We start from the raw sequence: 12284 nt of genomic DNA, 5'->3' as shown, positions 1-12284 counted from the left end.
GCTTACCGTCGATAGCTCAGTACGCGTAGGATTAGGAAGATGGGAATGACGATGGCCGCGCCCAGAAGCAGATAATCGCCGACCCGCCCCAATGCCGCAAAGCCGGTATGCCAGAGATCAAGCAGGAAGTTGCGCACGGCGAAATAGACGTCGACCGGATACCAGTCGAAGACGGTCATCACGAAGCCGACGAGGATCGACACGACGACGAGCTTGACGAGCACGCGAAGCGGCGAATCTCCCAGAAATTTGTTTATCCCGTCCGACATCGGCGAAAAATTCTCCTGTTTCCCTTCACATAAGCCGCCAATCTGAAGCCCGCAAGACGCGACGGAAAGCGAGTTGCGCCGTCTTTCAAATTCCGCTTGTATTTAATCCCATCCGGCGTCAGAAGCGTCCATCGCAACGAACCGGCACATTGATGACCCTCAACCAGCTCTCCTCTGGCGACCTGATCGCCGATCGTCGCGCCGATTACGCAAGGATGCTTGCCGAAGCCGGCGAACCGCAAAGCGCTGCAGAATTGATGGCCCAGGCCCTTGAGCGCGCACCGAACTGGGCGGCTGGCTGGTTCCGGCTGGCGGACTATGAGGAAAAATCGGGCCGAAAAGAGGCGGCGATCGGCGCCCTGCGCAACACGCTCCGGCTCAACCCCGAGGATATTTTCGGCGCCAGCCTCAAGCTCGCCCTTCTCGGCGCGGCTGACGCGCCTGAACAACCGTCCAGCATCTATGTCGAGCGTCTTTTCGACGACTATGCCGAACGTTTCGATCACGCACTGATCGAGAAGCTGGACTACAGCGTGCCCGAGAAACTCGCCGCTCTCATCAACCGCACGATGGGCGGCCGCCGCTTTCATCATGTCATCGACCTCGGCTGCGGCACCGGGCTTTTTGGCGAGCGGATTCGCGAGCGCGCCGATTTCCTCGAGGGCTTCGACCTTTCGGCCAATATGCTGGCCAAGGCCGAGATCAAGTCGATCTATGACCAGTTGCGCCAAGCTGACCTGTCTCTGCCGCCGGAAGCGTCCGGCGTGTTCGGCGAGTTTGCGGAAGCGCGCGCCGATCTCGTCAGCGCCGCGGACGTGCTGATGTATTTCGGCAACCTCGAAAGCGTGTTCGTCATCGCAGACCGGCTGCTTTCGCCCGGCGGCTGTTTCGCCCTTTCTGTCGAGGATGCGGCAACGGAGGACCGTTTCGTTCTGCGTCCGTCACTGCGCTATGCGCATTCGGAAGCATATATTGCCGCGCTATGCGCGCAGAGAGATTTTTCACTGGCTGCGATTCAGCGGACGCTCATTCGCACGGATGCGGGCCAGCCAGTACACGGCATCCTGTTTCTGGCTCGCAAACCTGCGTAAGACGCAAGGCTGCCACGCGAAAATAGGTCAGCATTGCTTACATATTCTCCTTGATTGTTTTGTGCGTTGCAGCAATGCTTATGCGCACCACAATCGGGGTCCCTGTCATGGCACAGATCAGCAGCGTTTTCGGTCTCTGGAACACCAGCCCAACCCGGCACACGCTGCTTGAGGACGTGCAGGGTATCTTTTCCGGTAGCTTAGTCGCCGCGCTCGGCCTCTATTTCCTCGCGAGCGCGGGGCTTCTGACCGGCAGCACCGCGGGCGTTGCCTTTCTTTTGCATTATGCGACAGGCGTGAACTTCGGCCTTACCTTTTTTCTTCTCAATCTGCCCTTCTTCTATCTGTCTTTGAAGCGGCTCGGCCGGGCTTTCACGATCAAGACCTTCATCGCCATTGCACTCACCTCGTTCTTGGCCGACGCACAATCGCGCCTCTTCCAGATCGGGGAGATACACCCCGGCTGGGCTGCGCTTATCGGCGGTCTGCTTCTCGGATACGGGCTCCTCGCCCTCTATCGCCACCGCGCCAGCCTCGGCGGCGTCGGCATCCTAGGCATCTACCTGCAAGAGCGCTTCGGCGTCCGCGCCGGGCTGGTGCAACTCGCGATCGACATGGCCGTTCTGGCCGTTGCATTCGCAGTAACGACGCCGTCGACCGTCCTCTGGTCGGTGCTCGGCGCGGTCGTCCTCAACCTTTTCGTGGCGATAAACCACCGCGCCGACCGTTACGTTGCGCTCTGACGTGATTATGCCGCTTTAGCAGGAACATCGATCGGAAACAGCGCGGAAACCGACGCAAAGCCGGTTCCACACGTTGATGGTACCGATCGCAACGGTGATCTTGGTCATTTCCTCTCCGGTGAAATGTGCCTTCAGCGTTTCATAAGCATCGTCGGGCCCTGCCGCGGCGAGACGCGCAGGCTTCTCTTTTGTCGCGTTTGATCTACCTTTGTTCCCCGTGAACAGGATCGATTCCTCATTGCCAGAAAGCGACGCCTTGACGTTGCCTGCGCCCTTTCTCCGGTGGTTTGCCGAAAAGGGCTGGCGTCCACGCGCCCATCAGCTCGAACTCTTGTCGCGCGCGGAGGCGAGAGAAAGCACTCTGCTGATCGCCCCGACCGGCGCGGGCAAGACGCTTGCCGGATTTCTGCCTTCGCTTGTCGATCTCACGCGACGCGGCGAGGTCCCGCCCGGCTCGCCCTTCATGGGCATCCACACGCTCTACATATCGCCGCTGAAGGCGCTTGCCGTCGACATCGAGCGGAATCTGACGAAGCCGGTGGCGGAGATGGGGCTGCCGGTCAGGATCGAGAACCGCACGGGCGATACGCCGCCGGGCAAAAGGCAGCGGCAGAAGCTGAGCCCACCCGATATCCTTTTGACGACGCCCGAGCAGCTCGCACTGCTTATTGCCGATGGCGAGGCGGAGCGCTTCTTCAAGGACCTGCGCTACGTCGTACTTGACGAATTGCACTCGCTGGTGACTTCGAAGCGCGGGCACCTGCTCTCGCTCGGTCTCGCGCGGCTGCGCAGGCTTGCTCCCGGCCTGCAGGCGATCGGCCTCTCGGCGACTGTCGCCGATCCGATGGATCTGCAGCGCTGGCTGGTGGCGCAAGCTGCGGAAAGCGACCACCATGCCGGGCTGATCACCGTGTCCGGCGGCGCCAAGCCGGAGATTTCCATCCTGCGCACCGACCAGCATGTGCCCTGGGCCGGCCATTCGGCCCGCTATGCGATCGGCGACATCTACGCCGCGATCAGGGATCGCGGCACGACGCTGCTCTTCGTCAACACGCGCAGTCAGGCGGAGATGCTGTTCCGGGAACTCTGGACGATCAATGACGACAACTTGCCGATCGCGCTCCATCACGGCTCGCTCGATGTCGCCCAGCGCCGCAGGGTTGAAGCGGCGATGTCGGAAAACCGGCTGCGCGCCGTCGTTGCGACCTCGACGCTCGACCTCGGCATTGACTGGGGCGACGTCGATCTGGTCGTCCATGTCGGCGCCCCGAAAGGTGCCAGCCGGCTCGCCCAACGCATCGGCCGTGCCAACCACCGCATGGACGAGCCGAGCCGTGCAATCCTCGTTCCGGCCAACCGCTTCGAAGTGATGGAATGCCAGGCGGCGCTCGACGCCAACTACATCGGCGCACAGGATACGCCGCCGGTCGGCAAGGGCGCGCTCGACGTGCTGGCGCAGCACGTGCTTGGCTCGGCCTGCGCCAAACCCTTCGATGCGGTCGCGCTCTATGAAGAGATCATCAGCGCCGCACCCTATACCGGTCTTTCCTGGGAAACGTTCGAACGCGTGGTCGACCTCGTCGCCACCGGAGGTTATGCGCTTCGCACCTATGAGCGCTACGCCCGCATTCGCAAGACGCAGGACGGGCTCTGGCGGGTGTCGAACCGGATGGTCGCGCAGCAATATCGCCTCAACGTCGGCACGATCGTCGAATCGCCGATGCTGAACGTGCGCATGGTCAAGCGAAACGCGCGCGGCTCCCTCGGTCGCGGCGGCATGTCGCTCGGCAAGGTAGAGGAATATTTCCTCGAAATGCTGTCGCCGGGCGACACATTCCTCTTCTCCGGCAAGGTCCTGCGCTTCGAGGGCATTCGCGAAAACGAGTGTCTCGTCTCCCAAGCTTTTTCCTTCGATCCGAAAGTGCCGAGCTATGCGGGCGGCAAGTTTCCGCTTTCGACCTATCTCGCCGCCCAGGTTAGAAAGATGCTCGCCGATCCGGATCACCGCGCCGCACTGCCCGATCAGGTGCGCGACTGGCTTGCCCTGCAGCGGGATGTATCGATCTTGCCACGCGAGGACGAACTGTTGATCGAAACATTCCCGCGCGGCAGCCGCCATTACATGGTGATCTATGCTTTCGAGGGAAGGCTCGCCCATCAGACGCTCGGCATGCTGCTGACACGCCGGCTCGACCGCGCCGGACTGAAGCCGCTCGGCTTCGTCGCCACCGACTATTCACTTGCGGTCTGGGGGCTTGACGATATGGGTGCGGCGTTCCGAGCGGCGGCGCCCTCGCTCGCGCAGCTCTTCGACGAGGACATGCTTGGCGATGACCTGGAGGCGTGGCTGAACGAGTCCTTTCTCTTGAAACGCGCCTTCCGCAACTGCGCCGTCATCGCCGGCCTCATCGATCAGCGCCACCCGGGCAAGGAGAAGACCGGCCGGCAGATCACCGTTTCTGCCGATCTCATTTACGACGTATTGCGGGCGCACGAGCCGGACCATATCCTGCTGGAGGCGACTCGCCACGACGCGGCCACAGGGCTTTTGGACATCGGACGCCTCGGGGCTATGCTGAAGCGAATCAAGGGGCACATCACCCACCGCCGGCTCGATCACATCTCGCCGCTCGCAGTCCCGGTCATGCTGGAGATCGGGCGCGAAGCGGTTCAGGGAGAGGCACATGACTTCCTGCTGACGGAAGCCGCCGACGATCTGATCAACGAAGCGATGGGCGGCAGCCCCGACATCGAGAGATAACCGTAGAATGCATCGGCTCGTTCATGCGATACCCGACCCGACGGCGAAGCCGCTTCTCCAGGCGCGCATCACGATCAACGGCGTTGGCGGCATCTGCGATCCGCTCGGCGGCCTCTATCTCCCCGAAACCGGAACGCTGGTCGTTTCCGACCTTCATCTCGAGAAAGGCTCCGCCTTTGCCCGCCGCGGGATGATGCTGCCTCCCTATGACACGCTCGCAACGTTGCGTGTTCTCGAAGCAGCGATCTCTCGCCACGGTCCCCGCGTGATGATCACTCTCGGCGACAATTTCCATGACCGTACCGGATCGGCGAAGATGCCGGAGACCTTCCGCCAGATGATTGCGGCCATGGCTCGCGGCCGTGAGTGGATCTGGATCAACGGCAATCACGATCCCGATGGCGCATGGGGACTGCCGGGCACTTCCACGGACGAGCTTCGCCATGCCGGTCTCGTTTTCCGGCACGAGCCCTCCAAGGTCGATGGCTTTGGCGAAATCGCCGGCCACCTGCACCCGTCGGCAACCGTCAGGCGGCGGGAAAGATCGGTCCGACGCGCCTGCTTCGCCACGGACGGGAAGCGTCTGCTGATGCCTGCTTTCGGCGTCACAACGGGAGGGCTCGACCTCACCCATGGCGCAATGAGCGGTCTTTTCGACCGACAGCAGCTCGTCGCTCATATGCTCGGCCGAGACCGGATCTATTCGGTGCGCTTCGCCAATCTCCTCAGATAGAGGTCGCTAAAGCGCCACCCCGTCAGAAGGCGTTGAAGGTAAGGGTAGTGAGCGAGCGGGAAATACCCGGCACGGTAGCGATATTGTCGTTGATGAACTTGCCGATGTCCTGGCCTTCCTCGATATAGATCTTCAGCAGAAGATCGTAGTCTCCGCTCGTCGAATACATCTCCGAGACGATCTCCTTGCGGTAGATCTCGTCGGCCACCTCGTAGGTCTTGCCGGGAGCGCACTGCAGCTGGACGAAAATCGGTTTCATGGAGCTTCCTCTGCTTCTTTGACGGCCACGGCGTTTTGACGCACGGCCACCCAGACGTCTGCATCCCCAGAGCGTAGGCTCACGGCGATGCTTTTCTTTGCTCTTCCTTAAACCGCAACCAGGAAAAAGGAAATGCGGCGAGGCTTTCTCCTGGCTCTCACCTGTTTGCTGGATCTCGCTCGGTTATCTCCTCTATTCCTTGCGGAAGAGCAGGCTGGCGCCCCAGCCGGTGATCACCGCCAGCATCACCGCGAGCAGGCCGTAGATCAGCGGCTGCTGATGCGCCGCTTGGGTGATCGCCTGTTCGAGGCCGGTCTTGACCACCCGCAGCGGCAGCGCCTTGGCGGCGACGAAGACGCCGTCGCGGAAGAGATAGGCGCGCACGACATGGACGCCGTTCGGCACATTGGCCGGCAGCCGCACCGACGCCTTGAACAGGCTCGAACTGATGAATTGCACGCCGCCGGGATCGCGCTGATAGACGCCGCTCGTCTCGCGGATGCGGCGGAAGGCGTTGCGGAACTCGCCGAGATTGCTGCCGTCGCCGACGAAGCCCAACGGCACCAGCCGCATGTGGTCGACGCCGATGCCCATATTGCCCATCTCGCCCGGCGGCGCGATCGTCTCGATGTCGCGCGTGCTCGACAGCGAATAGGATTCCGGCACCAGTTCGAAGGTCATCGAGCTGGTGTTGACCCAGATGCCGAAGACGCGCTGCTTCTTGCGCACCGTCGCATTGTCCTTCGGCCCCTCGAGGGTGACGATGATGTTGTATTTGCCCTGGGCGAGAAGATTGGCGTCGAAGCCGTCGACGGCGCCGAAGATCGTCAGGTCGGCGCCGCGGAAATCGGAGGTGATGGCGATCTCGTCCGTCGAGATGCCGATCTCCAGCTTTTCGCTGAACGCCGAAACCTCCTGCTGCTGCTGTGCCGCCGCCGGTGCGGCGACCGCCAGAACGACAGCAAGCAGGGAGAAGCGAACGCGCGACAGCATCAGAAGCCGAACCCCGCTGAGACGACCGAATAGACATCCTTCGGCGGAATGATCAGTTCGATCGCCAGGCGGATGCCGACGGCCAGCACGAGCAGCGCCAGCAGCGCCCGCAACTGCTCGCCGCGCAGCCGCTGGCCGACGCGCACGCCGTATTGCGCGCCGATGACGCCGGCGATCATCAGCACGAAGGCGAGCACGATATCGACGGTATAGTTGGTCGAGGCCTGGACGATCACCGTATAGGCGGAGACGAAGACGATCTGGAACAGCGAGGTGCCGACGACGACGCCGGTCGGGATGCGCAGCAGATAGATCATCGCCGGCACCATGATGAAGCCGCCGCCGACCCCCATGATCGAGGTCAAGATGCCGATGCAGAAACCGAGGGTGGCGACCGGAATGACGCTCAGATAGATCTTCGACTTCTTGAAGCGCATCTTCAGCGGCAGGCCATGGATCCAGTTGTGCTGGCCGGGCCGGCGCAGCCGCGTCGGCTGCTGTTTGGCGGCCTTGCGCATGGCGCCGATGCTCTCCCAGAGCATCAGGCCGCCGACGGAACCGAGCAGCACGACATAAAGCAGCGAAATCACCAGGTCGAGCTGGCCGACGCGGCGCAGCAGCGAAAACAGCCAGACGCCGAAGGTGGCGCCGACGAGGCCGCCGCACAGCAGCACCGTTCCGAGCTTGATGTCGATCGTGCCGCGGCGGAAATGGGTGATCGCCCCGGAAATCGACGAGGCGACGACCTGGTTGGCGCCGGTGGCGACGGCGACCACCGGCGGAATGTTGTAGAAGATCAACAGCGGCGTGATCAGGAAGCCGCCGCCGACGCCGAACATGCCGGACAGAAAGCCGACGGCGGCGCCCATGCCGAGAATGATGAGTATGTTCACCGACAACTCTGCTATGGGCAGATAGATCGTCACGGCCGAACCTCGATACGCCAACGGCCCGCTCAGCGGGCGGAAACTGCAACTTCACAAGTCCTACTCGGATTCGATTTAGGAATTGTGCAACGTTTCATATATTCGCCACCCTCAGCGCCCGTGGCGGCGTGCGGCGCGATGCTTCAGGTGGCAAGTGATTCACCACGATCGAGCGCTCCCCTGCACATTCGATGAACACGCAAGAGGATGCTCCGGACTCTACAGCGCCGCGCGTCCATTCAGACGCGCAAAATCGCTGTAGCGCTTTGAATTGCTGCATGATTTTGGCCTAAGCCGGTTCCGACTTAAGGAATGATGCAGCAGATCCAGAGCATCCCTCCGCTTTCAGCGTTTCCGCGTGGAAGCACGATGCTCCGGTGGATATACTGGCAGATCGCTCTCCTCGCGAGGAGGAAAAAACGGTATTTCGTCATGCGCTCTCAAGCCGGAGCTGTCAACCTTTTCAGACACATGGCCCGATTTTTCGGCCGATCGACACCCGTGTCGCGCCGATCTGCGGCTTTATTGCCGCGGCGCAGCGGTCTCGCTTTGGATCTGGTCTGCGGGTCAACGTGAGGCGGAGGACATGCCCGGCTCGAAGCCGACTTTCTGAATGCGGCCTAGGAATTGCGCTTCAACAATTCCCGCACGAGTTCGTCGGTGAGCTCTCCGGTCGGCTCCTGCCCAACCGATTTCTGGAAGGCTTTGATCGCGGCAATCGTCTTCTTGCCCATGTGCCCGTCGGGCTTGCCGGCGTCGAAGCCGTTGTTATTGAGGATAGCTTGGATGTTGCGCACGGCCTTTGTCATATCGACCGACGCGGTCTTGGTCGGCGGGCCGACCCAGGCATCCGGGACGTCGATCGTGTTCGCCTTGGCATCGGCGGGCAGTATCTTCCAGGCATCAACCTTTGCCTTGGCGCTCGAAAGCTGTTCGGGTTTCAACGCCTTGGCAATTTCGTCACGCTTTTCGGCTGCATCCTTGTCGCCATCACGGGCGGCGATCGCAAACCACTTGTAGGACTCTTCCAGATTCTGGGTGACGCCGTTGCCTCGAGCATAGAGCACCGCGAGATTGAACTGGCTGTCGCGGACACCGAGGTTCGCAGCCTTTTCGAACCACTTTGCCGCCTCTGCGAAATCCGGAGCGCCGTCGCGGCCGCTGGCGAGCATGACCGCAAGATTGTGGGTCGCGCTGGCATTGCCGGCCGCCGCGGCCTTCAGGTACAGGGCCTTGGCCCTGACCGCATCCCGCGGGACACCGGATCCCTTCTCGTAGAGATTGGCGAGCCGGTATTCGGCCGGCACCACGCCGGCATCGGCGGCGCGCTGGTACCATTTGGCCGCTTCCGCAAAGTCTTCCTTGACGCCGCGCCCTTCAGTGAAGCGCGCGCCGATCTCGTAGAAAGCAAGGGGATCGCCACCCTTGGCGGCCGTGACCAGCGCGGGAGGACCAAAACCCTCCGGCAAAACGACTTCGCCGGGTTTCGCGGGCACCTCGGAAGTGCCTGCCTTGGCGGCATCTTCCGGCAGCGCCTCCAGAGCAGGGGCCGGGCTCGTCTGCTTCTGTTCGGCTGTCGGCTGCAGTAGAGGCGCCTGGCCAGGGCTGCCCGTCCTCGCCATGGTGTCGTTGTTGGCCGTCTGAGCCGCGCGCGTTGGCGCCGCGCCTGGAGGCGTTTCCACCGCATCGGGTGGAGCCACTGTCTTCGGCTCCGCAACAAGCGCTTCAGCGGGAACAACGGGTGCTGCGTTCGCCAGGCGGTCGTCGGCGACCTTCGGTTCGGCAATCTCCATGCCCGCCTGCTGTTCGATCATCGCGACAGGGCGAGCGTCGGATACGTCCGTGTCCTTCAGCAACGTGCTGACGAGCGGATAGGACATGATTGCCAGGAGGACGGCACCGACTGCCATCAGGATCGGGCGGCGATGACGGGCAAAGGCGCCGCCGACGACGGACGGCACGCTGCCGTTCTGGACACGGTTCAGCGTGTCGGCTTCCTCGATCGCCATTTGCGCCGCGCGACGCGCGGCCGCGATGAAGTCCGCCTTGTCGGTCTCGGCGGTCTGCTGGCCGGCGCGGTTCATCTGCCCGGCGCGAACCCGCTCGAGAATCTTCTTGACGTCCGGCACGCCGGAGCCGGGCTCGAGCAACTGATTGGCCTCTTCCGGTGCGAGCGTTTCGGACGGATCGAGCGAGGGGGCCGGTTCGACCATCTGTCGCACCTGCACGGGTGCCGTCTCGTTACGTTTCGCAGCGAACCGGCGGGTCAGACCGAGAAGCAGACCGGTCTTTACCGCGGGCGCCCGCAACTCGCCATTGTCGACCGTTGAAACCGCCACGGGAGCGATCGCCTCGGCGATGGCGGAGGAAGCCGGCGCAGCCGCAACCGCCGCCTTGTCTTCCGCCTGCAGCGCCCGCACATTTCGCTCCAGATCGCCATAGCGGTCGTCGACATCGGCGTCGGTGAACGGATCGTTGAATTCAGGTTGCTCGGCTCTTGGCATCGGAACGTCGCGCAGGGATTCCCGATCATGCCGCGGGGCAACATCCGGCTCCCTCTCCTCGAGCCGTTCCAGCTTTTCAGCAATGTGAACCAGTGTTTCGTGCAGGGCTTCGAAAGTCCGAGCCGTTCGTTCATCGCTCGAGCGGCTGAGGTCCTCCAATGCCCGCAGATCCTCGGCAAGGGCCGAAATCGCCGCCATGTCGGCGCTTCCAGGCGTCTGCTGCACGACGTTCCTGGAATAGGCCTCCATCACGGCCTCTGCGGCCTGGCGGGCGGCTTCGATGATATATTCGTCGCTGGTCGCCAGATAGTCTTCGAGCACGCTCATGCGGTTCTCGAAATCCGCAGGTATGCCCGCAGTCTCCTGGTGCGACTGGCTTATGAGGGTCGAGAGGCTACCGATTTGCGCTTCGAGGTTGCGCAGAGCCTCGCGATCATCGAAGGGAGCGGCGTGCGTCTCTTCCAGACGATGCGCGATATCGGCAAGGCGGTCCTCCAGGCGCTCGAAACGCGTGTCCGTGACGACCGGCCCCGCCTGCACGTCCAGCTCATCGATACGGCGCGCGAGGTAGTCGAGCCGTTCCGCCAAGGCATCGTTGACACTGCCCTGATCCAGAGCCTCGATCTTTCGGGAAATGTCGGCGAGATAGCCGGTCAACTCCGGTTGCGCGCTCTTCTGGCTGCGTTCGAGCAGCAGGGAGAGTTGGTCGAGGCGCTCTTCAAGGCGGGCGGCCGCGTTCTCGCTCGCAAGGTCTTCCACACGGGCGGTCAGCGCCTCGAGCCGCGCGCCGACGCCGGTCTCGCCCGTTCGGGAGAGCGTCTCGATCTGGTGCGAGAGATCGCTGAGACGGCTTTCAAGGCGGCCGACGAAGGAGTTGTCGATGCCGGGCGCGTTGCGGCTGCCGACGGCGATCGCCCGGCTGATCTCATTGAGCCGCGCGTCAAGATCGGCGAACTGCGAGACCAGACGCCGGTCATCCGGCTGCATCTGACGACCGAGCGTTTCAATCGCCTGAGCGACGACGACGAGTTTGTCTTGCAGCGCATCGATGGCCGAATCCTTGTTCAGCGCTCCGATCTGCGACTTGATTTCGTCAAGCCTGTAGGCAAGCGCGACCAGTTCGTCATCACGGTTCTGGTCGAAGGCGTTCAGGCGATCCTCGACGCCGTTCCACCGGTTCTCCATCCGACGCATGCTGTCTTCGCGCGCCAGCCCGTCGATCATCGCCCGGAGGTCGTCGAATTCGACCCGGAGCGCATCGGTCTGAGCCGGCGAGGCCTGCCGGCTAAGCTGATGGATGCTCTCGGCAAGCCGCTGCATGTCGCCCCGGATGTCCTCGGCGAAGCCGTGATCCCGGGCTTCGGCCTTGATTCCGCGGATTTCTGATCGTAGCGCACTCATCTCACGGACAAGTCCGTCGCTGATGTCACGCTTCAGCTCCTGCCTCAGACCCACGAGAGCCTCGGCGATATCGCCTGCCGCCGAAGAGCGCACCGGCGCGGCAGCGGACGGCTGGAGCCGACTGTCCTCCGTAAGGCGACCGGGTGCGAGACGGTCGCGTTCGCGCTCAGAAGTCCTTTCGCGCAGCGGCAGCCGCTCGCGCGTTGCGTTTAATGCCCGCTGGCGTTGGATGATTTCGGATACGGCATCGTTGGTGGCGGGGCGCTCGCGCCCCGTCTGGCCTGGTTCGCGCCCTGTTCCATTCATCAGCCCCTCGATACGCGCTTCCAGCCCTTCGATGGTACGGTTCAGGGCATCGAGCGACGACCTGTCGCCGTAGGACGGGTTACCCATGCGCGGAGGATTGGATCGCGATCCGTTCATTGTCTCTTCGCCTCTGTCGTGACCATCATCGGCGCTGCCACTGGAAGAAACGGCCTTCCTCAGCTCAGTGGCACAGCCGACGCGGGCAAAGCTGTAACAACGCGAAGACAGGACTCGGTTGCAGCTTTGACCATCTCAAAGCGCACAATTCATTAAACGTGGTAAACATGCGGTTAATCGG

General features: G+C 62.7%; 9 protein-coding genes and 1 pseudogene. 4 read left to right on the top strand and 6 right to left on the bottom strand.

The genetic code is table 11. From position 1 onward, the window contains the following. Positions 1-2 precede the first annotated feature (2 nt). Positions 3-269: a DUF6460 domain-containing protein gene (locus PYH37_RS13760; protein WP_280735492.1), complete on the bottom strand. Its 267-nt coding sequence runs from the start codon at positions 267-269 to the stop codon at positions 3-5. A 152-nt stretch (positions 270-421) separates the two neighbouring features. Here PYH37_RS13760 and PYH37_RS13755 point away from each other — a divergent pair, with 152 nt between their 5' ends. Together PYH37_RS13755 and PYH37_RS13750 are read left to right on the top strand one after the other, a co-directional pair. Then, positions 422-1360 (top strand): class I SAM-dependent methyltransferase, encoded by a 939-nt coding sequence (locus PYH37_RS13755; protein WP_280735491.1) that lies wholly within the window; start codon positions 422-424, stop codon positions 1358-1360. Between the two features lie 107 nt (positions 1361-1467). Further along, the gene (locus PYH37_RS13750; RefSeq protein ID WP_280735490.1) at positions 1468-2103 is read left to right on the top strand and encodes a YitT family protein; all 636 of its coding nucleotides are present in this window, start codon (positions 1468-1470) and stop codon (positions 2101-2103) included. Positions 2104-2108: 5 nt separating this feature from the next. On the opposite strand, the pseudogene PYH37_RS13745 reads toward PYH37_RS13750, so the two are convergent. After that, positions 2109-2259: pseudogene (locus PYH37_RS13745) on the bottom strand (carboxymuconolactone decarboxylase family protein); the annotation flags it as partial. A gap of 52 nt (positions 2260-2311) precedes the next feature. Here PYH37_RS13745 and PYH37_RS13740 point away from each other — a divergent pair. Together PYH37_RS13740 and pdeM are read left to right on the top strand one after the other, a co-directional pair. Next, a complete protein-coding gene (locus tag PYH37_RS13740) occupies positions 2312-4864 on the top strand; it encodes a ligase-associated DNA damage response DEXH box helicase (protein WP_280735489.1) in 2553 nt (850 codons plus the stop codon). Positions 4865-4871: 7 nt separating this feature from the next. After that, positions 4872-5597 (top strand): ligase-associated DNA damage response endonuclease PdeM, encoded by a 726-nt coding sequence (pdeM, locus tag PYH37_RS13735; RefSeq protein ID WP_280735488.1) that lies wholly within the window; start codon positions 4872-4874, stop codon positions 5595-5597. Positions 5598-5619: 22 nt separating this feature from the next. Here pdeM and PYH37_RS13730 read toward each other — a convergent pair whose 3' ends face one another. The 4 genes from PYH37_RS13730 to PYH37_RS13715 form a co-directional block, all read right to left on the bottom strand. Next, a complete protein-coding gene (locus PYH37_RS13730) occupies positions 5620-5856 on the bottom strand; it encodes an Lrp/AsnC ligand binding domain-containing protein (RefSeq protein ID WP_053248765.1) in 237 nt (78 codons plus the stop codon). A 192-nt stretch (positions 5857-6048) separates the two neighbouring features. After that, a complete protein-coding gene (locus PYH37_RS13725; RefSeq protein WP_280735487.1) occupies positions 6049-6849 on the bottom strand; it encodes a TIGR02186 family protein in 801 nt (266 codons plus the stop codon). Further along, complete coding sequence (locus PYH37_RS13720) at positions 6849-7775, bottom strand: sulfite exporter TauE/SafE family protein (RefSeq protein ID WP_280735486.1); 927 nt, start codon at positions 7773-7775, stop codon at positions 6849-6851. Before PYH37_RS13720 ends, PYH37_RS13725 begins: the two co-directional genes overlap by 1 nt. 620 nt (positions 7776-8395) lie before the next feature. Beyond that, positions 8396-12103 (bottom strand): peptidoglycan-binding protein, encoded by a 3708-nt coding sequence (locus PYH37_RS13715; protein ID WP_280735485.1) that lies wholly within the window; start codon positions 12101-12103, stop codon positions 8396-8398. Positions 12104-12284 lie beyond the last annotated feature (181 nt).

This window comes from Sinorhizobium numidicum, assembly GCF_029892045.1.
Taxonomy (GTDB): domain Bacteria; phylum Pseudomonadota; class Alphaproteobacteria; order Rhizobiales; family Rhizobiaceae; genus Sinorhizobium; species Sinorhizobium numidicum.
Note: the sequence above shows the minus strand (reverse complement) of the source record. Positions and strands in the feature narration are given on the sequence as shown.